Origin of the sequence: Mesorhizobium sp. M1342 (assembly GCF_040317955.1) — a bacterium.
Taxonomy (GTDB): Bacteria; Pseudomonadota; Alphaproteobacteria; order Rhizobiales; family Rhizobiaceae; genus Mesorhizobium.
In genome coordinates, this window is record NZ_JAMYLI010000001.1 from 305,976 (window position 1) to 328,749 (window position 22,774).

At 62.8% G+C, this 22,774-nt stretch carries 21 protein-coding genes; 12 read left to right on the forward strand and 9 right to left on the reverse strand.

Annotation, left to right across the window (positions count from 1 at the left end; all coding sequences use genetic code 11):
• Positions 1-77 precede the first annotated feature (77 nt).
• Together panC and panB are read right to left on the reverse strand one after the other, a co-directional pair.
• Positions 78-929, reverse strand: coding sequence for a pantoate--beta-alanine ligase (gene panC, locus NKH06_RS01505; RefSeq protein WP_352439929.1), 852 nt, complete (start codon positions 927-929; stop codon positions 78-80).
• Positions 926-1,768: a 3-methyl-2-oxobutanoate hydroxymethyltransferase gene (gene panB / locus NKH06_RS01510; RefSeq protein ID WP_023812137.1), complete on the reverse strand. Its 843-nt coding sequence runs from the start codon at positions 1,766-1,768 to the stop codon at positions 926-928. Before panB ends, panC begins: the two co-directional genes overlap by 4 nt.
• Before the next feature lie 229 nt (positions 1,769-1,997).
• On the opposite strand from panB, the gene NKH06_RS01515 reads away from it, so the two are divergent.
• The 3 genes from NKH06_RS01515 to NKH06_RS01525 all read left to right on the forward strand — a co-directional run bounded on the left by NKH06_RS01515 (position 1,998) and on the right by NKH06_RS01525 (position 3,575).
• Complete coding sequence (locus NKH06_RS01515; RefSeq protein WP_013531353.1) at positions 1,998-2,396, forward strand: NADH:ubiquinone oxidoreductase subunit NDUFA12; 399 nt, start codon at positions 1,998-2,000, stop codon at positions 2,394-2,396.
• Between the two features lie 123 nt (positions 2,397-2,519).
• Positions 2,520-3,113, forward strand: coding sequence for a DUF2155 domain-containing protein (locus NKH06_RS01520; protein ID WP_023812136.1), 594 nt, complete (start codon positions 2,520-2,522; stop codon positions 3,111-3,113).
• Positions 3,114-3,188: 75 nt separating this feature from the next.
• Positions 3,189-3,575: a hypothetical protein gene (locus tag NKH06_RS01525; RefSeq protein WP_023812135.1), complete on the forward strand. Its 387-nt coding sequence runs from the start codon at positions 3,189-3,191 to the stop codon at positions 3,573-3,575.
• Between the two features lie 28 nt (positions 3,576-3,603).
• Here NKH06_RS01525 and aat read toward each other — a convergent pair whose 3' ends face one another.
• The 6 genes from aat to NKH06_RS01555 all read right to left on the reverse strand — a co-directional run bounded on the left by aat (position 3,604) and on the right by NKH06_RS01555 (position 8,915).
• Positions 3,604-4,221 (reverse strand): leucyl/phenylalanyl-tRNA--protein transferase, encoded by a 618-nt coding sequence (gene aat, locus NKH06_RS01530; RefSeq protein WP_023812134.1) that lies wholly within the window; start codon positions 4,219-4,221, stop codon positions 3,604-3,606.
• 12 nt (positions 4,222-4,233) lie between these two features.
• Positions 4,234-5,577 (reverse strand): acetyl-CoA carboxylase biotin carboxylase subunit, encoded by a 1,344-nt coding sequence (accC, locus tag NKH06_RS01535; protein WP_023812133.1) that lies wholly within the window; start codon positions 5,575-5,577, stop codon positions 4,234-4,236.
• A gap of 10 nt (positions 5,578-5,587) precedes the next feature.
• Positions 5,588-6,046 (reverse strand): acetyl-CoA carboxylase biotin carboxyl carrier protein, encoded by a 459-nt coding sequence (gene accB, locus NKH06_RS01540; protein WP_023812132.1) that lies wholly within the window; start codon positions 6,044-6,046, stop codon positions 5,588-5,590.
• Between the two features lie 26 nt (positions 6,047-6,072).
• A complete protein-coding gene (gene aroQ / locus NKH06_RS01545; RefSeq protein WP_013531359.1) occupies positions 6,073-6,507 on the reverse strand; it encodes a type II 3-dehydroquinate dehydratase in 435 nt (144 codons plus the stop codon).
• A 148-nt stretch (positions 6,508-6,655) separates the two neighbouring features.
• Entirely contained in the window at positions 6,656-7,459 is an 804-nt protein-coding gene (locus tag NKH06_RS01550; RefSeq protein ID WP_352439930.1) for a DsbA family protein, read from the reverse strand.
• A gap of 61 nt (positions 7,460-7,520) precedes the next feature.
• Positions 7,521-8,915, reverse strand: coding sequence for a M48 family metalloprotease (locus tag NKH06_RS01555; protein ID WP_023812130.1), 1,395 nt, complete (start codon positions 8,913-8,915; stop codon positions 7,521-7,523).
• Between the two features lie 145 nt (positions 8,916-9,060).
• On the opposite strand from NKH06_RS01555, the gene NKH06_RS01560 reads away from it, so the two are divergent.
• Complete coding sequence (locus tag NKH06_RS01560) at positions 9,061-10,209, forward strand: pyridoxal phosphate-dependent aminotransferase (protein ID WP_023812129.1); 1,149 nt, start codon at positions 9,061-9,063, stop codon at positions 10,207-10,209.
• A 4-nt stretch (positions 10,210-10,213) separates the two neighbouring features.
• Complete coding sequence (locus tag NKH06_RS01565; RefSeq protein ID WP_050592706.1) at positions 10,214-11,197, forward strand: glutaminase; 984 nt, start codon at positions 10,214-10,216, stop codon at positions 11,195-11,197.
• A gap of 171 nt (positions 11,198-11,368) precedes the next feature.
• Here NKH06_RS01565 and NKH06_RS01570 read toward each other — a convergent pair whose 3' ends face one another.
• A complete protein-coding gene (locus tag NKH06_RS01570) occupies positions 11,369-14,308 on the reverse strand; it encodes an Rne/Rng family ribonuclease (RefSeq protein ID WP_352751390.1) in 2,940 nt (979 codons plus the stop codon).
• A 653-nt stretch (positions 14,309-14,961) separates the two neighbouring features.
• On the opposite strand from NKH06_RS01570, the gene NKH06_RS01575 reads away from it, so the two are divergent.
• The 7 genes from NKH06_RS01575 to NKH06_RS01605 all read left to right on the forward strand — a co-directional run bounded on the left by NKH06_RS01575 (position 14,962) and on the right by NKH06_RS01605 (position 22,651).
• Entirely contained in the window at positions 14,962-16,224 is a 1,263-nt protein-coding gene (locus NKH06_RS01575; RefSeq protein WP_023812126.1) for an N-acetylmuramoyl-L-alanine amidase, read from the forward strand.
• Positions 16,225-16,437: 213 nt separating this feature from the next.
• On the forward strand, positions 16,438-18,894 hold the full coding sequence (locus NKH06_RS01580) for a penicillin-binding protein 1A (RefSeq protein WP_352679400.1): 2,457 nt from the start codon (positions 16,438-16,440) through the stop codon (positions 18,892-18,894).
• 118 nt (positions 18,895-19,012) lie between these two features.
• A protein-coding gene (gene prfB / locus NKH06_RS01585) for a peptide chain release factor 2 (protein ID WP_127291384.1) occupies positions 19,013-20,144 on the forward strand; the annotation gives its coding sequence in 2 pieces (ribosomal slippage) (positions 19,013-19,078 and positions 19,080-20,144; 1,131 coding nt in all).
• Between the two features lie 70 nt (positions 20,145-20,214).
• Complete coding sequence (locus tag NKH06_RS01590) at positions 20,215-20,634, forward strand: GFA family protein (protein ID WP_023812123.1); 420 nt, start codon at positions 20,215-20,217, stop codon at positions 20,632-20,634.
• A 286-nt stretch (positions 20,635-20,920) separates the two neighbouring features.
• Complete coding sequence (locus NKH06_RS01595) at positions 20,921-21,298, forward strand: hypothetical protein (protein WP_023812122.1); 378 nt, start codon at positions 20,921-20,923, stop codon at positions 21,296-21,298.
• A 158-nt stretch (positions 21,299-21,456) separates the two neighbouring features.
• A complete protein-coding gene (locus tag NKH06_RS01600) occupies positions 21,457-21,825 on the forward strand; it encodes a GFA family protein (protein WP_023812121.1) in 369 nt (122 codons plus the stop codon).
• 175 nt (positions 21,826-22,000) lie between these two features.
• Positions 22,001-22,651 carry a YiaD family glycine zipper/OmpA-like lipoprotein gene (locus tag NKH06_RS01605; protein WP_023812120.1) on the forward strand — a complete coding sequence of 217 codons (651 nt, stop codon included), beginning with the start codon at positions 22,001-22,003 and terminating at the stop codon, positions 22,649-22,651.
• Positions 22,652-22,774 lie beyond the last annotated feature (123 nt).

Here is a 22,774-nt window from a genome sequence, read left to right on the forward strand (position 1 = left end):
CGCGGCGGCAATCCGCCGGGAGTGCGGGACCATCGACCTTGGTCGCGGCCCGTGTCTATCTGGCCGAAGCCTTCTCGCTAGGCAGCGGGAACCTCCACATTGTCGATCAGCCTCGTCTTGCCGAGCCATGCTGCCGCAAGAAGACGCCCTTCGCGGTTTCGACGCCATGGCGCAAGCGTCAGGCTTTGGCGTGCCTCGACATAGTCGACCTTCTGAAAGCCGGCGGCGATGAGGGCGCGGCTGGCCTCTTCGGTTGCGTCGCTCTGGCCGGCGCCTGCCGCCAGGGCCGCAGCCGTATTGCGCAATATCACGTTGAGCTGGCGGGCGATCTTCAGTTCGGCCTCATCGAGATAGGCGTTGCGTGACGACATGGCGAGACCATGCGCGTCGCGGATCGTCGGTGCGCCGATGATCTCGACAGGCAGGTCGAGGTCGCGGCAGAGCTGCCTCACCACGCAAAGCTGCTGGTAGTCCTTCTCGCCGAAGACCGCACAGTCGGGCGTTGCCTGCAGGAGGAGCTTTGCCACCACGGTGGCGACGCCGTCGAAAAAAGTCGGCCGAAAGTCCGATTCGAGCCCGGCGGAGGGGCCGCCGACCGAGATTTTCGTGGCGAAGCCGGCGGGATACATCTCGCCAACCGTCGGTGTGAAGGCAAGGTCGGCTTTTGCCGCGCCCAGCCGGTCGAGGTCGCGGGCGAGTTGGCGCGGGTACTTGTCGAGGTCTTCGCTCGGCGCGAACTGCGTCGGATTGACGAAGATCGACACGACGCAGCGCTCGGCTTTTTGGAGCGCGATCCTGACCAGCGAGATGTGTCCGTCATGCAAAGCACCCATGGTCGGCACCATGGCGACACGAAGGCCGTCGCGCCGCCAGTCCCGGATTTGCGCGCGAAGTGCGGCCACGCTGTCGACGACGACGGGTTGGCTCATGCGTCGTCCCTGCTGTTTGTCGCCGAAAAGACATGGCCGGGGCCGGGGAATGTCCGGCCCCGCACCTCGGCTGCGTAGCTTTCAGCTGCACGCGAGATCACGCTGCGCAGATCCGCGTATTCCTTGACGAATTTCGGCACGCGATCGACGGTCAGCCCGACCATGTCGTCGATGACCAGGATCTGGCCGTCGCAGTCGCCGCTGGCGCCGATGCCGATGGTTGGAATGGCGATGCGGCGGGTGATTTCGGCGGCGACCCTCTCGACCGTGCCTTCGATGACGACCGAGAAAGCGCCGGCGTTCTCGACGGCAAGCGCATCGCGAAGCAATGCCGCAACAGCCTCCTCGGTGCGGCCTTTGATCTTGTAGCCGCCATCCTTCTCCACCGATTGCGGCTGCAGGCCGATATGTCCCATGACCGGAATGCCGGCGGCGGCGATGGCCTCGATCTGGCTGATCATGTCGAGGCCGCCTTCGAGCTTCACCGCCTGGCAGCCGGTTTCGTCGACGACCCGCCGCGCCGAGGCGACGGCTTGCGCTGCCGTTGCCTCATAGCTGCCGGCCGGCAGGTCGACGACGACGCAGGCCCTGGCCGAGCCGCGCATCACGGCCTGCCCATGTGCGATCATCATCTCCAGCGAGGCGCCCAGCGTCGTCTTGTGGCCATGCAGGACCATGGCGACACTGTCGCCGACCAGAAGCAGGTCAACATGGTGATCGAGCAGACGGGCGATGGGATAGGTATAGGCGGTCAGGCAAACGATCGGCGTGCCGCCCTTGCGGTGGCGAATCGCCTCGGCGCTGATGCGAATGTCGGTGGTCGGCAATTCCGTGGCCAATCGTCACCTCCTTTGGCCTCAAGCCGGGCTGGATGCAGGCATGGGCGCGCAGAGCTTTAGAAATACCGTAAAGGCTTGGCAAGCGTGCATGCAGTGACCGGCAGGATCACAGGCTTGTGTCGGGTTTCCGGCAAGCCATTTGCGCGCACGCCGTGGCAAAAGCCTTGCCTTCGGCAAGGCCTGACGCCATAAGCAGGAAAACGGGCGCTGCCGGCGCGAGGGTTTTGAAATGAAGACTTTCCTTACGCAGTTTTTCACCTGGTGGAACAGCCAGACGATTGGAACGCGCCTGCACACCTGGCGGTACGGCAAGAAGGTCGGCCAAGACGAAACCGGCAATTTCTACTACGAAGGCGGCATCGATTCGGAAGGCCGCACGCGCCGCTGGGTCATCTACCGCAATTATTCGGAAGCTTCGGCGATACCGCCCGGCTGGCACGGCTGGATGCACCACCGCGTCGACGTCGCGCCGTCCAGCGAGGACTACAAGCCGCGCGACTGGCAAAAGCCGCATCAGCCCAATCTGACCGGCAGCCCGGCGGCCTATCGCCCGAAGGGCTCGGTGCTGACCAATCAGCATCGTCCGCAGGTTACCGGCGACTACGACGCCTGGACGCCCGGGTCGTAATGGTAGGGTGCAGGCCGGTGCTTTATCGCCACAATTGGTGTTTAGCTGCTTGCTGATCAGAAAACGGCGACTAGCCTTGGCGATCGACAGAATCACCCGGGCGCGAACCACCGGTATCCTTGCATGAGCTTTTTCAACCTGACATCGATGGGCGGTCTGACGCTAGCCGCCGGTCTTGCCGTCAGCACCGCGGCGTTTGCCGCTTCGCCGACCCCCGCCGCCCCCGCGCCGGCGCCAGCCCCGGGATCGGACCGGGTTACCAACGCCGTTGCCGAGTTTGCCGGTATCGACAAGATCACCGGCCGCATCATCACCTTCGATGTCTATATCGACGAGACGGTGCAGTTCGGTGCTTTGCAGGTGACGCCGCGCGTCTGCTATTCGCGGCCACAGACCGAAGAACCGAAGACAGATTCCTTCGTCGAGGTCGACGAGATCACGCTGGACCGCAAGATCCGCCGCATCTTCACCGGCTGGATGTTTGCCGAAAGCCCCGGCCTCAATGCCGTCGAGCATGCCGTCTATGACGTCTGGCTGAAGGCTTGCAAGCAGAAGTCGGATGTGCCGGCGCCCGATGGCGCCAAGGCAGACTCGACCAAAGCCGAGGCGCCCAAGCCCGCCGCGGCCAAACCGAAAGCCGCGACCGCTCCGGACGTGACAGAGCCTGGCGTGACGGAGCCGGACGCTTCGGACCCCGATACGACCGACACCAACTGATCCTCCGGAACCGTCCTTGCCACCATACGTTGGGGCACGGATGAGCGCGCATTTATGCGCAGGGAGGATCTTCCGATGTCAGACAGCAAGCGGATCACGGCCGGCAAGACAGAGTTGCTGGAACTCGAAAAGGGATTCTGGACGGGCGACGCGGCCTACTATGCGGCCAATGCCGACACCGAATGCTTGGTGGCGTTTCCGCAGATGGCACAGGCGATGGACAATGCGGATCTCGCCAAGACCGCAACCAAGCCCAACCGCTGGCGCGACCTGAAAATCGACCTCAAGGGTATTATCGAGCCGGGCAGCGACATCATCATGCTGACCTACGAGGCACATGCGACACGCGAGAACGGCGAACCTTACGCCGCGCTGGTCAGCACCGGCTATGTCCATCGCGTCAACGGCTGGAAGATGATGTTCCATTCGCAGACGCCATTGGAAGCCGCCACTGGGAAGTAGGCTCAATCTTCAGGGATAGAATTGGGCGTCAGGGATAGAATACGGCCTCGCCCTTCAGCGCGTCGGCCAGCATCTTTTCATATTTGCCGCGCGGCACGTCGACGGCGCCGAAGCGCTTGAGGTGCTCGGTGGTGAACTGCGTATCGAGCAGCGCGAATCCGCGTGCCTTCAAGCGCTCCACGAGATAGAAAAGGCAGGTCTTGGAAGCGTCCGTCTCCCTGGCGAACATGCTCTCGCCAAAAAACACCCGGCCGAGCGACACGCCATAGAGGCCACCGACCAGCCGGTCCTCGCGCCACGCCTCGACCGAATGACAATGGCCTATCCGATGCAACTCGACATAGGCTTCGCGGATCGGCGCATTGATCCAGGTCGAGCGCCGTTCCACCCGCTTCTCGGCGCAACCGTCGATCGTGGCTTCGAAATCGAAATCGAAACGGATGTCGAAGGGGTTCTTCTTGATCGTTTTCCTCAGGCTCTTCGGTGCGTGAAAACCATCGAGCGGGATGATGCCGCGAGTCTCCGGCCGCACCCAGAACACCTCCGGGTCGCCGGCACTTTCTGCCATTGGGAAGACGCCCGAGGCGTAGGCCTTGAGCAGCAGGTCGGTGGGGATGCGATAGCCGGGCGCGTAGGGGCGGGTCATCGCGTCTCCGCGCTACTCTTCCTTGGCCAGATATTTTTCCAGCCAGTGGATGTCATAATCGCCATTGGCGATGTCGGCATTGCCGACGAGATCGCGAAACAGCGGCAGCGTCGTCTTGATACCGTCGACGACGAACTCGTCCAGGGCGCGGCGCAGGCGCATCATGCACTCGACGCGATTACGCCCATGCACGATCAGCTTGCCGATCAGGCTGTCGTAATAGGGCGGGATCTTGTAGCCGGAATAGACGCCGGAATCGACGCGGATGCCCAGGCCGCCCGGTGTGTGGAAATGGGTGATCGTGCCGGGCGAGGGGGTGAAGGTGCGCGGGTCCTCGGCGTTGATGCGGCATTCGATGGCGTGGCCGTTGAACTTTATGTCCTCCTGCTTCACCGAGAGGCCGCCGCCGGAGGCGACGCGGATCTGCTCGTGCACGAGATCGATGCCGGTGATCGCTTCGGTCACCGGATGCTCGACCTGCAGGCGCGTGTTCATCTCGATGAAGTAGAACTCGCCATTCTCGTAGAGGAACTCGATCGTGCCGGCGCCGGAATAGCCGAGGTCGGCGATCGCCTTGGCGCAGATGCCGCCGATGCGGGCGCGCTCTTCGGCATTGAGGGCGGGAGAGGGCGCCTCTTCCCAGACCTTCTGGTGGCGGCGCTGCAAGGAACAGTCGCGCTCGCCGAAATGCACGCCGCGGCCAAAGCCGTCACCAAACACCTGGACTTCGATATGGCGCGGCTTTTCCAGATATTTTTCAATATAAACGGCATCGTCGCCGAAGGCGGCACCGGCTTCGGTGCTCGCCGTCTGCAGGGCGATCTCCAGGTCAGCCTCGGTGAGGGCGACCTTCATACCGCGCCCGCCACCGCCGGCCGATGCCTTGATGATCACGGGATAGCCGATCTCGGCGGCAATGCGCCTGGCTTCCTTCTGGTCGGTGACGGCGCCGTCCGAACCGGGCACAACCGGAATGCCGAGGCGCTTGGCGGTTCGCTTGGCCTCGATCTTGTCGCCCATGATGCGGATATGGTCGCCGGACGGACCGATGAAGGTGATGTTGTGCGCGGCCAGTATGTCGGCGAACTTGGCGTTCTCCGACAGGAAGCCGTAGCCCGGATGCACGGCGTCGGCGCCGGTGATTTCGCAGGCCGCAACGATCTGATGGATGTTGAGATAGCTGTCGCGCGATGGCGGCGGACCGATGCAGACGCTCTCGTCCGCGAGCCGCACATGCATGGCGTCGGCATCGGCGGTCGAATGCACCACCACCGTCTGGATGCCGAGTTCCTTGCAGGCGCGCAGCACCCGGAGGGCGATTTCGCCGCGATTGGCGATGAGGATCTTCTGAAACATCAGGCCCGCTCTACTCGATCACGACGAGCGGCATGCCATATTCGACCGGCTGCGAATCCTCGAAAAGGATCGCGGTCACCGTGCCGGCGCGTGGCGAGGGGATCTGGTTCATCGTCTTCATTGCTTCGATGATCAGCAGCGTCTGGCCTTCCTTGACCTTCTGGCCGACTTCGATGAATGCCTTGGCGTCCGGCGACGGCGCCAGGTAGGCCGTGCCGACCATCGGCGAGGTGACTGCGTTCTTGGAAATATCTGCCACAACGGGCAGAGCTACGGAGGCAGCTTGCGCTGCTGCCGGCGCATAGGCCTGCTGCGGCGCTGCGATTGCATGAACAGCCGGCGCCTGCCGCGAGACGCGCACCTTCAGGTCGCCCAGTTCAACCTCGATCTCGGTGAGGTTGGTGTCGTTCAGTATGCCCGCCAGATCGCGAATCAGTTGCTGGTCAACACCGGTCTTCTTTATCGACATTTTCGAGCCTTCTGTTTGTTGGCCGGTCATAGGCGTGCGGCCAGCGCCTGTAGCGCCAGCGTATAGCCGAGCGGCCCAAAGCCACAGATCATGCCGACGGCGACCGGCGCGACCATGGAGACGTGGCGGAATGGTTCCCGCGCATGGATGTTGGAAAGATGAACTTCGGCCACCGGCAACGGTGCGACGGCGCGGATGGCGTCATGGATGGCAATCGAGGTGTGGCTGTAGGCGCCCGGATTGATGACGATGCCGACAGCCTTGTCGCCGGCTTCCTGAATCCAGTCGACAAGGTCGCCCTCATGGTTCGACTGGCGGAAATCGATCTCGAACCCCAGCGCCGTGCCTGCCTGCTTGCAGTCGTCGGCGATCGCGGCAAGCGTCTTGCCGCCATAGATGCCCGGCTCGCGCTTGCCGAGCGCGTTGAGATTGGGACCGTTCAGGACGAAAACCGTTTTCAAAAAGCCGACCTTTCCCGGCGCCGTCATCAAGCCGGCGCGCTGGGCCCTCTATAATGGGCATAACCGCCCGCGGAAAGAGCGCAAGTGCGTTCTTTCACTGTCCACAACAGGCGGAAATGTGCCCGTGAGAAATAGCTGGCGAGCAAGATCAGAGCGCGGCTTTCGCCGCCTCGATCTTTTCAGCCAGCACTTCCTGCCCGAGCGCCCCGAACACCACCTCGTTGCCGACGACATAGGACGGCGTTCCGGTGATCGCCAGCTTGTTGGCAAGATCGTAGGTCTTGGCGAGGGCCTCGTTGATTGTCGGGTCCTTCATCTTCTCGCGCAGCGCCGCTTCGTCGGCACCGAGCGATAGCGCGACCTTCATGGCCGCCGCCTCGGTGGCGCGCCCCTGGCCACCGAGCAACGCATTGTGGAACTCGCCGTACTTTTCCGGGTGCATCAGGTGGAAGGCCATCGAGACCACGCTCGCCTTCTGCGAATCCGGTCCGAGGATGGGGAATTCCTTGAGCACGAAACGCAGGTCCGGATCGGTCTTGGTCAGCGCCTGCATGTCGTCGATGGCGCGTTTGCAGAAGCCGCAATTGTAGTCGTAGAACTCGACGATGGTGACCTTGCCGTTGGGATTGCCGACGACGCCGTCGAAGGCGGAGTTGAAGATCTGGTCCTTGGCATCCTTGATCACGCCGAGATGAGCGATGCGCTGCTCTTCCTTCTGCTTGGCCTCAAGCGCATCCTGGACCTCCAGGAGGACTTCCGGGTTTTTCAACAAATAGTCGCGGATGATGCCTTCGACCTCGGTGCGGTCGATCTTGGTATTGGCCGCCGCCGTCTCGACCGGCTGCGCGGTACCGGCCTTGGCGATCTGCGGGTTTCCGGCAACGAATCCGAAAGCCAGCATGGCCAGGGCGACCGCAACCCCCGTGGTGCCCAGCAGCAGTGCCTTTTTCATCGTTCCTGTTCCTTCTACCTGTTTTCCGGTCTGGCTATGTCGTGGCGCGCGACCGGAAGGTTCACTTGATCTTGGTTGACGGCCTGTAGTTTATGATATCCTGGGCGCGAAGCCAGCGCGGCTCGCCGCGTTTCATCTGCTGTTGCGCCCGCATGGCGAAAATCTTCGCATCCTTGTAGCTGCCGGAATAAAAATGGCTTTCGGCGGTGGCAAGTTCAGCGCCGGATATGTCGCCCAACTCGCCATAGGCCTGTGCCAGATAGCGATATCCGGCTGAATTTTCCTTGTCGCGACCGAGGCCATTGTTGATCTGCACGACGGCTTTTTTGAGGGAGTCGGGCGTGCCGACGGCCATCAGCGCCTGACCCACGGACACCGGCAGCAGACCGGACCGAGCCGAATCGAGGCTGACCGCCTTGGCGTAAGCGTCCGCAGCTTCCTTGGGTTTGTTTGCTTTCATCAGGATGTCGCCGCGCAGTTCCTGGAAGTAGGCATTTTTCGGCTGCGCTTTGATCAGTGCATTGGTCTTGGCGAGAGCGGCGGCGATGTTGCCGAACAGGTAGGTCGACTGGGCGTCGCCGTACTGCGCGGCGAGGGTTCCTTGCATCTTTCGCATCAGCCGGGACGCGGCCGCCTGGCCTTCCATGTAGACGGCGATCTTCACCCGCATCATGTCATGGCGCTGCTGCAGCGCGGGCGGGTCCGGCCTGTCGACATTGGGGTCCTGTTTCACCAGCACTTCGAGATTGGCGATGCGGTCCTGCGGCATCGGATGGCTGATCCGATACGGATCGACCTGGGCGCCCGAAAGCGACAGTGCGGTCTGGAAGCGGCGGAATGTCTTCAGCATGCCCATGCCGGACTGGCCGGTGGCATTGAGATAGGTGATCGCCGAGCGGTCGGCCGTCATCTCCTCGGTGCGCTGGTAGGCGAGGATGCTGCGCTGTGCCATCTCGCCGCCGCCAGCGGCCACGCCCATGCCAGCGCCGGCGAGACCGCGGCTGCTGGTTGTGGCACCGGCGACAATGGCGCCGGCGCCAAGCAATGTCGCGATGACGGCCATCGTCTTGGCTCGTTCGAGTTGGTCGCGCAGCTTCTGCTGGTGGCCGCCGGCGATATGGCCGGCTTCGTGCGCGATGACGCCGATGATCTCGTTGGGCGTTTCAGCCGTCATCAGCGCGCCGGTGTTGATGAACAGCCGGCGCCCGGTGACGAAGGCGTTGAAACTCTGGTCGTTGACCAGAACGATGTCGATGCCGTCATTCGCCAGGCCGGCCGCCCTGAAGATCGGCCGCGCGTAATCGCGCACCAGCGCCTCGATCTCGGCGTCGCGCACCACCGGCACGTTCTGGGCGAAGGCACTGACCGAGCTCGCCATTGCAACGGCAACGCCAAGCGAAAGCGTCGCGAAGACGCGCGCTGCCTGGGCAATCGTCGATCTGGGTCGGCTCAACATGATGGCTCCACTGGTAGACGAGCGGGCGAAAGATGAAAAGTCGGCGCCGGAAACTTCCTCAACTTGTGATCCTCACATCAATCGGGCATTTGTGCGGCACATGCGCCAGTGCGTGGCGCCGTCAGTCATCGGGAATACTGGTTAAATGGTCGTTTCGCTCTCACGCCGTGGCAATGTCGAGCCCTTCCATGCGATGGACATTCTGGCAGAGGCAAACCGGCTGAAGTCCCAGGGCGTGCCGGTTGTTTCGATGGCCGTCGGCCAGCCCTCCGATCCCGCACCGGTTCTGGTTCGCGCCGCAGCCGCCAAGGCGCTGCAGGATGGACGCATCGGCTACACCGATGCGCTGGGACTGGCAGGTTTGCGCAAGGCGATCGCCGGACACTATGCCGATCACTACGGGCTTGATATCGAGCCCGGCCGGATCGCGGTGACCACTGGATCGTCGGCCGCCTTCAACCTCGCCTTCCTGGCGATGTTCGATGGGGGTGACCGGGTCGCCATCGCGGCACCCGGCTATCCCGCCTATCGCAACATCATGGCCGCACTCGGCATCGAGGTGGTCGAGATCGAGCTCGGCGACGCCGCCTATCTGCATGCCGGCCATCTCGAGACCGCGCATCGTGAAAAGCCGCTGAAAGGCGTTCTCTTCGCCAGCCCCGCCAATCCAACCGGCGCGGTCATACCGGCCGATGAACTGGCGGTTCTGGTGAGGACGGCACAAGAGCTCGGCATCGCCGTCATCTCCGACGAAATCTATCACCGGCTGGCCTATGCCGCCCCCGACACCACGGCGCTGGCCTATGGCGGCGACGTGACGGTGATCAACTCCTTCTCCAAATATTACTGCATGACGGGCTGGCGCATCGGCTGGATGGTGCTGCCGCAAGAGCTGGTGCGGCCGGTCGAGCGCGTCGCCCAGAGCCTCTACATCTCGCCGCCGGAACTGTCGCAGATCGCCGCGATCGAAGCGTTCAGGGCGACCGAGGAGCTGGAGGCGGTAAAAGGCCGCTACGCCTGGAATCGCGAGCTTTTGATGAAACGCCTGCCGGAACTCGGCTTTCCGCTGGCAGCGCCCATGGACGGCGCCTTCTATGCCTTCTGTGACGTCACCAGGCATACCAATGACAGCATGGCCTTCGCACGCAAGATGCTGGCTGAGGCGCATGTGGCGGCAACGCCCGGCCGCGACTTCGACACTCAGGCTGGGCACCGGACGATGCGGTTTTCCTATGCCGGCAGCCACGACGACATGGTCGAGGCAATGGCGCGCATCGAACGCTGGTTGAGGTAGCACCATGCCGGAACTCGAACAGCCCCTCAGACTTGATCAGGCCTCCAAACTTGATCAGGCCCCCAAACTTGATCAGGCATTGGCCGAAGTCGCCGCCGAAATGGCCGATCGCATCGATCGCGGTGATGTCGCTTCCTACATTCCGCAGTTGGGCAAGGTCGATCCGAAGAAATTCGGCATCGCAGCGGTCACCAATGACGGCCGCGTGCTGACGGCAGGGGACGCCGACCAGGCCTTTTCCATCCAGAGCATCTCGAAAGTGTTCACCCTGACACTGGCGCTCGGCAATGTCGGCGACGCGCTGTGGCAGCGGGTCGGCCGCGAACCGTCAGGCAATCCGTTCAACTCGATCGTGCAGCTCGAGCATGAGAACGGCATTCCGCGCAATCCGTTCATCAATGCCGGCGCCATCGTCATTTCCGACATCCTGCTTGCCGGCCACCAGCCGCGCGAGGCGATCGGCGAGATCCTGCGCTTCATCCAGTTCCTGGCCGACGACGAGACTGTTATCATCGACCGCGAGGTCGCGGCGTCCGAACGGGCCACCGGCTATCGCAACTTCGCGCTTGCCAACTACATGAAATCCTTCGGCAATCTCCACCACGCGCCGGAGCTGGCGCTGGGCGTCTACTTCCACCACTGCGCCATCGCCATGAGCTGCCGGCAATTGGCGCTCGCCGGCCGTTTTCTCGCCAATGGCGGCAAGAACCCGGCGACCGGGCATTCCGTGGTGTCGGCCGAACGGGCGCGCCGCATCGGCGCGATGATGCTGACCTGCGGTCACTATGACGGTTCCGGCGATTTCGCCTTCCGCGTCGGCATTCCCGGCAAGAGCGGCGTCGGCGGCGGCATATTGGGCATCGTGCCGGGCGTGGCGTCGCTTGCCGTCTGGTCGCCGGGCCTCAATGCCAACGGCAACTCCAAGCTGGGGTCGATCGCGCTGGAAAAGCTGGCCAGGATGATGAACTGGTCGATCTTCGCGCCGTGATGCATGTCGCCCAAAAGTGCGCAGCGGTTTTGGGACAACGACATGCTTGGAATCAAAGAAGCGTTTTAGCCTTTCGCGATCCAGCATAACGCCAGATAAGAAAATCCCGCACCGTCTTCGAGACGGCGCGGGATTTTTTTGTCAAAGAACTAGCTCATGCGATTGAAAGGCTTAGAAAAAGCCCTTCCGCTGCCACCATCCGCCGCGTTTCGGCTTGTCCTCGGTCTTGTCCTCAGCCTTGGCCGCGGGTTCTTCCGCTACGGTCGAAGACACCACGGGCTCGACCGGCGCATTCACCGCCGCCGGCTTGCGCCGCGACGGGCGGGCCTTCGGTGCCTTCTCCACAGCCGCTGCTTCGTCGGACGCCGTGGCCGGCGTCTCGACCGGTGCTTCCGCCTCGGCAGCCGGCTCTTCGGCGACGATTTCGGCCGCGGCCTTCTTCGGCTTGGCGGCACGACGTGGCTTCTTCGGCTTCTCCGTGCTCGGCGCGTCGTCATTGGCCGGAGCAAGCGCCACCGGCTCTTCGGCTGGTGCAGCAACGACCGGCTCGCTGGCGATCACCTCGGTTGCCGAGACTTCGCCTTTGGACGCGTCGGCTGCTTCGCCAGCACTTGCCTCGGCCTCGCCTTCACCGTCTTCGCGGCGGTTGCGCTTGCCGCCGCGCTTGCCGCGCCGGCGCTTTTTGCCTTGGCCTTCGTCCGAAGCCTCAACTGTCTCGGACGTTTCGGCAACACCAACAGGGGCGTTGTCGTCCGTTTCCGTGTCGCCGTCGCTGGCGGCCGAGTCTGGGTCCGAAAACTCGCCGGCCGGAGCCGAGACGGAAGCACCGTCCGCCGGGGCGCCATGTTCGCGATCGCGATCCTTGCCGCCGCGCCGACGCCGGCGCTTGCGGCGCTTGCGGTCGCGGCCTTCGCCTTCCTCGCCACCGGCGGCAGCAGGTCGGGGTTGTTGCTGCGGCTGCTGGCGTGGCTGTTCGGCCTGGACCGGCGCCTCGTCATCCTCCTCCTCGGCGACGACAATCTCGTCCTCGGGCTCTTCCGGCTCGACATAGGCCGGGAAGCTGCGCGCCTCGACAAAGCCTTCCGGCTTTTCAGCCAGCGCGCCGCGGAAGATCGCATAGTGCTGCGAACCGACCGAATCGTCGGCCTCGACGGTGATCGTCAGCCCGAAGCGGCTTTCGAGTTCGACCAGCGTGCCGCGCTTATGGTTGAGCACGTAGAGTGCGGTCGCCGCCGGCGTCCGTACCGTGATGTGGCTGCGCGAATCCTTGAGCAGGAATTCCTCGATCGCCCGCACCACCATCAGCGCGACCGACGAATCGGAGCGCACATGGCCGGTGCCGCCGCAATGCGGGCAAGGCTTCATGGTCGATTCCAGCACGCTGGCGCGGATGCGCTGGCGGGACATCTCCATCAGGCCGAAATGCGAGATGCGGCCGACCTGGATGCGCGCACGATCGTTCTTGAGGTGATCCTTCAACCGCTTCTCGACGGAGCGGTTGTTGCGGTTCTCCTCCATGTCGATGAAGTCGATGACGATTAGGCCGGCGAGATCGCGCAGCCTGAGTTGACGCGCGACTTCCTCGGCCGCTTCCAGATTGGTGTGGAGCGCGGTGTCCTCGATCGAGTGCTCCTTGGTGGAGCGGCCCGAATTGACATCGATGGCAACCAGCGCCTCGGTCTGGTTGATGATGATGTAGCCGCCGCTCTTCAGCGTCACCTGCGGCTGCAGCATGCGGTCTAGCTGTGCCTCGATGCCGTTGCGCACAAAGATCGGCGTCGTGTCGCGGAACGGCTGAACCACCTTGGCGTGGCTCGGCATCAGCATGCGCATGAAGTCCTTGGCCTCGCGGTAGCCTTCCTCGCCGGAGACAAGAATCTCGTCGATATCCTTGTTGTAGAGGTCGCGCACCGAGCGCTTGATCAGGCTGCCTTCCTCGTAGACCAGGGCAGGGGCCGTGGACTGCAAGGTGAGATTGCGGACATTTTCCCAAAGCCGCATCAGATATTCGTAATCGCGCTTGATCTCGGCCTTGGTGCGGCTCTCGCCGGCGGTGCGCAGGATCACGCCCATGCCCTGCGGCACTTCGAGATCGGCAACGACCTCCTTCAGGCGCTTGCGGTCGACCGCGCTGGTGATCTTGCGCGAAATGCCGCCGCCACGCGCCGTGTTCGGCATCAGCACCGAATAGCGGCCGGCAAGCGACAGGTAGGTGGTCAGTGCCGCACCCTTGTTGCCGCGCTCTTCCTTGACGACCTGCACCAAGAGGATCTGCCGGCGCTTGATCACTTCCTGGATCTTGTACTGGCGGCGCACCGGCTTGCGGCGGTTGCGCACTTCCTCCAGCGCGTCCTCGGCGCCGACCGATTCGACCTCGTGATCGTCCGGATGCGAGGACTGCACTTCTTCCAGCATGCCGCGATCATTGTCGCCGGAGGTCGCTTCGCTGCCTTGTTCGGCCTGCGGAACGGCTTCGGAAACCACATCGGCCTCGACCGAGGCGGCGATCGACGTCGGGCCGCCTTCGCGGGTTTCGCCTTCGTCCTGCTCGGCGGAATCCTCGCCATGTTCGGACGCATCGGCATGTTCGGACGTATCGGCCGCATGTTCGATGATCTCGGACGTGTGCGAGATCTCTTCGAAACCAGCGTCGGCCCCTTCTTCTGCCTCGTCGGCAGCGTCGTTTGCCTCGCCGGAATCGGCTGCATCGCGCTTGTGCTCACCCCGGTCACGGGGCTTTCCGCCGCGCCGGCGGCCGCGCCGTCCGCGATCGCGGCTCTGACGGTCATCGCCGTCGCCGTCCTCGTTCTCCTCGTCCTCGGCCTCCTGCGCTTCCGCGCGTAGCAGTGCCTGACGATCGGCGACCGGAATCTGGTAGTAATCGGGGTGAATTTCACTGAAGGCGAGAAAACCGTGGCGGTTGCCGCCATATTCGACAAAGGCTGCCTGAAGGGAGGGCTCTACGCGCGTTACGCGGGCTAGGTATATGTTTCCTTTGAGCTGCTTCTTGTCCTGGGATTCAAAGTCGAATTCTTCAATACGGTTACCGCGTACGACGACAACGCGTGTTTCCTCCGGGTGGGAGGCGTCTATCAGCATTTTGTTGGGCATTATTTCGTTTCCCCCCGGCAGCCGTCAGCCGCAGCTTGCGAGGCAAAGCCTGCTGCTGCGTGTCTGGAATGTGGGTGCCGGATATTTGAACGTCCGCCGGCCGCCGCTTGAGCGCCATGGCGGTGCCGCCCGCAGCCATAATGGCGCGGTTTGATGCGGACCTTTCCATGATTGCGCTTGAAGCCATCGTCACCAACAGAACCTTTTGAACCAAAGCCCGGATGAACCGGACCAGCTTGTTTGCTCATACAGAGCCGGCGCGGGAACAAACCCGGCCGTTTTCCTCACGCAGGCGATTCCCCCGCCACGGGAGCACGCCTGCGAAATTCGTCGCGATCACCTGAACCCTTTTCGCCTGAAGCGAAAGGAGCCGCCTTTACATCTGACCCTGTAGCAAGAAGCTGCGGAGGAGGGCGGTTCCAGGATTGCAGTGATCCACTATCGCTTTTATGATTTGGCGGGATGGAAGGCAACCCCGATTTCCGATGCCGGCAAAAAGCCGTTCCGTAGCGTAAGCCAGGCTTGCGGCCTTGCATGAAAAAGCTTGGTTAACCTTCTCTGGATACCAATCGTTAATCGAGTTCGCGGCCTAACCGGCATATGGACGAAATGACCGGGCGCCGGGCGCCAAACCGGGAGCGACTGGAAGAGAGATGGGATTGGCGGACTTCACAGACAAGGGATGTCGTGTCGGCGGCCGGATCCTGGCCGCTTTCTGCCTCTTGCTGCTGCTGGCGGTCTCATCTGCCCTGTCCTCAAATGCCAATGCCGCCGACGCTCCGCTCGTGGCAAAAGGTTACAAGATGGCCGGCGATGCCACCAAGATGCGCATCGTCATGGACTTCGATCGCGAACCCGGTATCAAATGGTTCCTGCTGCGCGGTCCCAACCGTCTTGTCATCGATCTCGCGAATACGAGATTCGCCGTTGATGCCAAGGATTTGAAGGCGCGGGGCCTGGTCAAGAGCGTGCGCCTGGGCGCCCTCGGCGAGGGCGTTTCGCGGCTGGTCCTCACCGGCAAGGGTCCCTTTGCGGTCGACAAGCTCGATGTGCTCAAGAACGAGGACGGTACCGGCTACCGCATTGCCATCGACATGTCGGCGGCATCCGAGCGCGAGTTCGATGTGGCGCTGGCCAATCAGGCGCTGACCACCGGATCGACCGTTTCGACCGACAAGGGAGGGCGGGTCGGCACCGGGCCGGTCTCCAATCCAGGCCATCGGTTCACCGTCGTCATCGATCCCGGCCATGGTGGCATCGACGGCGGTGCCGAGGGCCTGAACGGCACCATCGAGAAGAATGTCACGCTGGCCTTCGCCACGGAGCTGCGGGACAAACTCGCAGCCATCGGCAATTATGATGTGTTCATGACGCGCGACACAGACGAATTCCTGCGTCTGGACGATCGCGTGCGCATTGCCCGTCAGCATGAGGCCGACCTGCTTATTTCGATCCATGCCGACACGATCAGCGTCAAAGGCATTCGCGGCGCCACCGTCTACACCGTCTCCGACAAGGCTTCGGATCCCGAGGCGCAGGCGCTTGCCGACCGAGAAAACCTCTCCGACCAGTTCGCCGGCATGGAAATCAAGAACGACAACAAGGAAGTCACCGACATCCTGATCGACCTGATCCGCCGCGAAACGCACAATTTCTCGATGAGTTTCGCCCACACGCTGGTCGGCCAGTTGTCGACCAGCGTCGGCCTGATCAACAATCCCCAGCGTTCGGCGGGCTTCAAGGTGCTCAAGGCACCCGACGTGCCGTCAGTGCTGGTCGAACTCGGTTATCTCTCGAACGCCAAGGACGAGGCGCAGTTGCTCAACGCCGACTGGCGCGGCAAGGCGGCCCAGAGCATAACCAACGCCGTCGCGCTGTTCGCGTCGGCCAAGGCCGGACCGGGAACCGGAGGTTGACATGACCGGCGGCGCCTGCAACCAGAGGCGGCGTTGCGCGACGACAACACCCAATGCTTTTATTTCCGGCTCGCGACCGCGAAATCAGGCATTGCCGTATTTTGTCCACATGGCGGCGACAAGGGTTTTCGATTACGGATTGGGACCGGCTCGAAAGCTTGCGCGAAAGGCGGCTTCGTTTAGGAAATTCCCGAACCAAGGACTGGAGCGGGTATGATTCGTCTCATTGGCTATTTTTTCGGCATCGGCACGACGCTGGCCCTTCTGGTCGCGGCGGGCGTTGCCATCTATATCGGCCATTTGTCGAAGGATCTGCCCGACTACGAGGTGCTGGCCAAATACGAGCCGCCGGTGACCACCCGCATCCACGCGTCTGACGGCGCGCTGATGGCCGAATACGCGCGCGAACGGCGCCTGTATTTGCCGATCCAGGCCATACCGGACCGCGTCAAGGCGGCCTTCCTGTCGGCCGAAGACAAGAATTTCTACAACCACCCGGGCATCGATGTGACCGGCCTCGGCCGCGCCATCATCGTCAACCTGCAGAATCTCGGCTCGGGCCGGCGTCAGGTCGGTGCCTCGACGATCACCCAGCAGGTGGCGAAGAACTTCCTGTTGTCCTCGGACCAGACCTACGAGCGCAAGATCAAGGAGATGATCCTCGCCTTCCGCATCGAGCAGGCCTATCCCAAGGATCGCATCCTCGAGCTCTACCTCAACGAAATCTTCTTCGGCTTCGGAGCCTATGGCGTCGCCGGTGCGGCGCTGACCTATTTCGACAAGTCGGTCAACGAACTGTCCGTGGCCGAGGCCGCCTACCTGGCCTCGCTGCCCAAGGGGCCGAACAACTACCACCCTTTCAAGCATGCCGATCGCGCGATCGAGCGCCGCAACTGGGTCATCGACCAGATGGTCGAGAACGGCTACGTCACGCGTGAGGAGGGCAACAAGGCCAAGGCCGAGCCGCTGGGCGTGACGCCGCGGCGCAGCGGCACCTATCTGTTCGCCGGCGAGTACTTCACCGAAGAGGTGCGCCGCCAGATCATCGCCCGCTACGGCGAGAACGCGCTCTACGAAGGCGGTCTCTCCGTCCGCACCACGCTCGATCCGAAGATCCAGCTCATTGCCCGCAAATCGATGCAGAACGGGTTGATGAAATACGACACGCTGCGCGGCTATCGCGGGCCGGTGACATCGATCGACGTGTCTGGCGACTGGGGCGTGCCGCTTGGCGCCGTCAAGGGGCTGGAGGATGTCCCCGAATGGTCGCTCGCCGTCGTGCTCGACAGTTCTGCGACCGGGCTGTCGATCGGCCTGCAGCCGGCACGGCAGGCGTCGGGCGAGATCGTCAAGGAGCGCGTCGAAGGCACCATCAGCAAGGAGGACATGGGTTTCGCCATGCGCCATGTGGTTGCCGGCAAGACCGTCAAGGCCAAGTCGCCGGCGGAGGTGCTGAAGCCGGGCGACGTCATCTTCGTGCAGAAAAACGATGGTGCCGATGGCGCCTACAGCCTGCGCCAGGTGCCCGAAGTGGAAGGCGGCCTCATCGCCATGGACCCGCACACCGGCCGCGTGCTGGCCATGGTCGGCGGCTTCTCCTACGCGCAGTCCGAATTCAACCGCGCCACGCAAGCCATGCGCCAGCCGGGCTCCTCGTTCAAGCCGATCGTCTATTCGGCCGCACTCGACAATGGCTATACGCCGGCGTCGGTGATCATGGACGGGCCGATCACGATCCAGAGCGGTAACACGAGCTGGACGCCGAAGAATTACGATGGCACCGTCGCCGGTCCGGCGACCCTGCGCTCCGGCATCGAGAAGTCGCGCAACCTGATGACGGTGCGGCTTGCCAATGACATGGGCATGAAGCTGGTCGTCGAATATGCCGAGCGCTTCGGTGTCTACGACCATCTGGCACCCTATCTGCCGATGGCGCTGGGTTCCGGCGAAACCACCGTGATGCGCATGGTGTCGGCCTATTCGATCATGGCCAATGGCGGCAAGTCGATCAAACCATCGCTCATCGACCGCATCCAGGACCGCTACGGCAAGACGGTGTTCAAGCAGGACGAGCGTGGCTGCCAAGGCTGCAATGCGCCCGAATGGCAGAACCAGCCGGAGCCGGAACTCGTCGACAATTCCGAGCAGGTGCTCGATCCGATGACCGCCTACCAGATCACCTCGATGATGGAAGGCGTCGTGCAGCGCGGCACCGGCGCCACCATCAATGAACTCGGCCGCCACATCGCCGGCAAAACCGGAACGACCAACGACGAAAAGGACGCCTGGTTCATCGGCTACACGCCCAACCTCGTCGTCGGCCTCTACATGGGCTACGACACGCCGCGCGGCCTCGGCCATGGCGCCACCGGCGGTGGTCTCGCAGCACCAATCTTCAAGGACTTCATGCGGGTGGCGCTGGATGGCACGCCCAATGTCGACTTCAAGGTGCCCGAAGGCATGAACCTGGTTGCCATCAACCGCAAGACCGGCATGCGTGCCGCATCGGGCGATCCCGGAACCATCATCGAAGCCTTCAAGCCGGGCACCGGTCCCGCCGACAGCTATTGGGTGATCGGCATGGGCGCCGACGGCTCCAATGCCACCGGTGGCGCGCTGTCGCCGCAGGCCAATCAAGCCATCCAGTCCGGCGGCGGCGGCCTCTACTGATGATTTTCAGGAGCGGATGGGCTGGCCTTGGCGCCAGCCCATTTTGCTTTACAGCCGGCGGCGGCCTGCCTATGTATCGCGCCAACCGACTTCAGCAAACAGGACAGAACAGCCAGCCATGCGCGCGGAAACGCAGAATATTGTCGACGAGATCAGGCAGGCGATAACCCTGCTGAGGAGGCATCTTTGACTGGGATCAGGCCATAAAGCGGCTTGAATACCTCAATGTGCGCGCCGAGGACGCCAGCCTCTGGAACGAGCCGCTGGAAGCGCAGAAGCTGATGCGCGAGCGCCAGGGCCTCGAAGAGGGCATCGCCTCAGTGAAAGGTCTGACGCAGGCGCTGGAAGACAATATCGGCCTGATCGAGCTCGGCGAGGAAGAGGGCGACGAGGGCGTGATCGCCGAGGCGGAAGCCGCGATCCGCTCGATGCAAGGCGAAGCGAAGGCCCGCCAGGTCGAGACGTTGCTGTCGGGTGAAGCAGACTCCAACGACACCTATCTCGAAATCCATGCCGGCGCCGGCGGTACCGAAAGCCAGGACTGGGCCTCGATGCTGCTGCGCATGTACACGCGCTGGGCCGAGCGCCGTCGCTTCAAGGTCGAAGTGCTGGAAATGCATGACGGCGAAGAGGCCGGCATCAAGTCCGCAACGTTGATGATCAAAGGCCACAATGCCTATGGCTGGATGAAGACGGAATCGGGCGTTCATCGCCTGGTGCGTATCTCGCCCTATGACAGCAATGCGCGCCGGCATACGTCCTTCGCCAGCGTCTGGGTCTATCCGGTCATCGACGACACGATCGAGATCGACGTCTCCGAATCCGATGTCCGCATCGACACTTATCGCTCGTCAGGCTCGGGCGGCCAGCACGTCAACACCACCGATTCGGCGGTGCGCATCACGCATCTGGCCACCGGCATCGCGGTCGCATGCCAGGCTGAACGTTCGCAGCACAAGAACAAGGCCAAGGCCTGGGAGATGCTGCGCTCGCGCCTTTACGAAGAAGAGCTGAAAAAGCGCGAGGCGGTTGCAAACGCCACCGAAGCGTCGAAAAGCGATATAGGCTGGGGTCACCAGATCCGCTCCTATGTGCTGCAGCCCTACCAGTTGGTGAAGGATCTCCGCACCGGCGTCGAGAGCACCAGCCCGTCGAGCGTGCTCGATGGCGACCTCGACGATTTCATGGAAGCCTCGTTGTCGCAGCGCATCGAGGGCGGCGCGGGCGAAGCCGTAGCAGACCTGGATTAGGATATGTTCAGGTGAGGTTAGCTGACCTCAATCTGACATACCCCTGCGCACCACAGCGACGGAGGAGAGGGTGCCGAGCAAGCTCACCGGAAAGTGCTTCTGCGGTGCGGTTCACTACGAGGTCACTGACGAATTCATCTATGCCGCGAATTGTCATTGTTCGGACTGCCGGCGCACCACCGGTTCGGCCTTCAAGCCTTTCGCCGGTATCGAGCGTGAAAAGCTTGTCCTCACCGAAGGCGAGGACAAGCTCCTGATCTTCGGCGACGAAAGCGGCCATAACGCGCATTGTGGCCGGTGCGGCTCCTTGCTTTATTCGCTCGTGCGCGAGGGGGCCTATGTCCATGTCGCCATGGGAACCCTCGTCGACGACCCATCCATCCGCCCGACCGCGCACATCTTCGTCGGTTCGAAGGCGGGCTGGTTCACCATCACCGATGACCTGCCGCAGTATCAAGAGCACGTGATTGCCGGCTCTGACCAGCAGTAGGCTGGAACCACAGCGGGCCTATTCCGTTTATCCGACGCCCGTTTGCCGGGAATTGACCTTGGCCTCATCTCGTCGGCGGTAGCGGATACCTGACGTCTATAGAACGATGTCGGGAATGCATCGTCTTGCGCCGACCAAGGAATCAGCCCAGCATCCAAGGGCTGGGAGTGCAAAAGCATTTATGGCCGGACGCGGCATATCTGCGACCCGACGATCCGGCCACTGGGAAGATACGTTCCGGGAACGGGCAAGCGAAACGCTTGAGCTCGTTTGAAAGGAACGCGTCATGTCTGCTGCCACACTCAGATCGGCCAATGCCGTTCAACCGGCTGGCCGACTTTTGTTTTCCCTGTTCGCGATCGGCGCGATGGCAATGCTGACGGCACCTGCCTTCGCGCATGACGCCACCCCCACGGCGGCAAAGCCACAGGGCTGGAGTTATCCGTTCGCATGCTGCGCCAACTATGATTGTCGCACGACCCATACAGGCGAAGTGCTGGAGAAACCCGAGGGCTATGTCATCGCCGGAACGGGTGAGATCGTTCCAATGACCGACAAGCGTGTCAAGGACAGCCCGGACGGCGAGTTCCATTGGTGCGCGCACCAAGCGGGCCTCGACGCCGGCAAGACAATCTGCCTGTTCGTGCCGCCGCGCTCCTATTGACGACAGGACGGCGGTCGGACGTCCGCGGTCGCGTGTGACCGGGGCCGCAGGCCGGGTTTGCGCGGTTCGGGTGATGCCTGCTGACAGACAGTTGTCAGGAGCACCTCTTTATGGTGCCTTTGCCGCACAGGGTGGCGGGCGACAGGAGGAGTTCGTTGATGACCATCAAGGCAAGCTGTCATTGCAAGGCGACGACATTCGAGGTTTCGCAGGCACCGCAGACGGTGACGCAATGCACTTGTTCTTTCTGCTCGAAGCGCGGCTCGCTCTGGGCCTACTACGTGCCTTCGCAATTCAAGCTCACCAGCCCGATGGAGAACGTCTCTTTCTACCGCTGGGGATCGAAAACCGTAAAGCACGGTTTTTGCGCCACCTGCGGCTGCGGCACCTTTACCGAAACGCCGGACTGGTCGACCGGCGAGCCGGATTTCGACAATCCCAAGATCAGCGTCAACGCGCGGCTGTTCGACGATTTCGATCTCGACAAGGTCGAAGTGGTTGTCATAGACGGCAAGAACCTCTGGTAGCCTGATCCAGACCATTCCGGCACGGCGATGCGGCGCCACCGCCGGGTATTATCTCTCGGGAAAAGCCGTGAGCGGCGCTTTCGCCATTCCGCTTTTCGCCGCAATTCGTGGTACAAGTCGCGGGAAGGGCTGATTTGGCGCCACCGCAAGGCGTGACTTGGAGAGGGACCATCCTATGAAAAAGACTGTGCTCGTCGTCGTGGCGACGGCTGTGCTCGTGAGCGCCTGCACCACCACCGATCCGTATACGGGCGACCAGAAGATTTCCAACACGGCGGCCGGCGCCGGCCTTGGCGCCCTAGCGGGCGCCAGCCTTGGCCTGCTTGCCGGCGGCAATGACCGCCGCAACGCACTGATCGGCGCCGGCATCGGCGCGCTGGCTGGCGGCGCCATCGGCGCCACCATGGACCAGAACGAGGCCGAACTGCGCCGGCAGCTCGAGGGCACCGGTGTCAGCGTCACCCGCAGCGGCGACCAGATCATTCTCAACATGCCGTCCGACATCACCTTCAACTCGGATCAGGATGCGGTGAAGCCCGGCTTCTACCAGGTCCTGAACTCTGTCGCGCTGGTGCTGAAGAAGTTCAAGCAGACCACGGTTGACGTGTTCGGCCACACCGATTCGACCGGTGGCGACCAGCACAATTTCGATCTGTCGCAGCGTCGTGCTCTGGCGGTCGCGAACTATCTGTCCGGTCAGGGCGTGGATCAGCGCCGCTTCGCAGTCACCGGCTTCGGCAAGACGCGCCCGGTCGCATCCAATGCCACGTCCGAAGGCCGCGCCCAGAACCGCCGCGTCGAGATCCAGCTGTCGCCGCTCACCTGATTTGCACGGCAAACCAATGCGAAACGGCTCCCATGGGGGTAATGCAGTTCACTTAAGTTGGGCTGGATGAGGATCTGGTAAGACCTATCGAACAGGATGGAGATTCGTTTCCATCCTGTTCGT

What these genes read in the sequence shown, in the direction of transcription:
- panC (WP_352439929.1), bottom strand. Translation starts at nt 929, where the DNA reads ATGAGCCAACCCGTCGTCGTCGACAGCGTGGCCGCACTTCGCGCGCAA.
- NKH06_RS01515 (WP_013531353.1), top strand. Translation starts at nt 1,998, where the DNA reads ATGAAGACTTTCCTTACGCAGTTTTTCACCTGGTGGAACAGCCAGACG.
- NKH06_RS01520 (WP_023812136.1), top strand. Translation starts at nt 2,520, where the DNA reads ATGAGCTTTTTCAACCTGACATCGATGGGCGGTCTGACGCTAGCCGCC.
- NKH06_RS01525 (WP_023812135.1), top strand. Translation starts at nt 3,189, where the DNA reads ATGTCAGACAGCAAGCGGATCACGGCCGGCAAGACAGAGTTGCTGGAA.
- aat (WP_023812134.1), bottom strand. Translation starts at nt 4,221, where the DNA reads ATGACCCGCCCCTACGCGCCCGGCTATCGCATCCCCACCGACCTGCTG.
- accC (WP_023812133.1), bottom strand. Translation starts at nt 5,577, where the DNA reads ATGTTTCAGAAGATCCTCATCGCCAATCGCGGCGAAATCGCCCTCCGG.
- accB (WP_023812132.1), bottom strand. Translation starts at nt 6,046, where the DNA reads ATGTCGATAAAGAAGACCGGTGTTGACCAGCAACTGATTCGCGATCTG.
- NKH06_RS01550 (WP_352439930.1), bottom strand. Translation starts at nt 7,459, where the DNA reads ATGAAAAAGGCACTGCTGCTGGGCACCACGGGGGTTGCGGTCGCCCTG.
- NKH06_RS01555 (WP_023812130.1), bottom strand. Translation starts at nt 8,915, where the DNA reads ATGTTGAGCCGACCCAGATCGACGATTGCCCAGGCAGCGCGCGTCTTC.
- NKH06_RS01560 (WP_023812129.1), top strand. Translation starts at nt 9,061, where the DNA reads ATGGTCGTTTCGCTCTCACGCCGTGGCAATGTCGAGCCCTTCCATGCG.
- NKH06_RS01565 (WP_050592706.1), top strand. Translation starts at nt 10,214, where the DNA reads ATGCCGGAACTCGAACAGCCCCTCAGACTTGATCAGGCCTCCAAACTT.
- NKH06_RS01570 (WP_352751390.1), bottom strand. Translation starts at nt 14,308, where the DNA reads ATGCCCAACAAAATGCTGATAGACGCCTCCCACCCGGAGGAAACACGC.
- NKH06_RS01575 (WP_023812126.1), top strand. Translation starts at nt 14,962, where the DNA reads ATGGGATTGGCGGACTTCACAGACAAGGGATGTCGTGTCGGCGGCCGG.
- NKH06_RS01580 (WP_352679400.1), top strand. Translation starts at nt 16,438, where the DNA reads ATGATTCGTCTCATTGGCTATTTTTTCGGCATCGGCACGACGCTGGCC.
- NKH06_RS01595 (WP_023812122.1), top strand. Translation starts at nt 20,921, where the DNA reads ATGTCTGCTGCCACACTCAGATCGGCCAATGCCGTTCAACCGGCTGGC.
- NKH06_RS01600 (WP_023812121.1), top strand. Translation starts at nt 21,457, where the DNA reads ATGACCATCAAGGCAAGCTGTCATTGCAAGGCGACGACATTCGAGGTT.
- NKH06_RS01605 (WP_023812120.1), top strand. Translation starts at nt 22,001, where the DNA reads ATGAAAAAGACTGTGCTCGTCGTCGTGGCGACGGCTGTGCTCGTGAGC.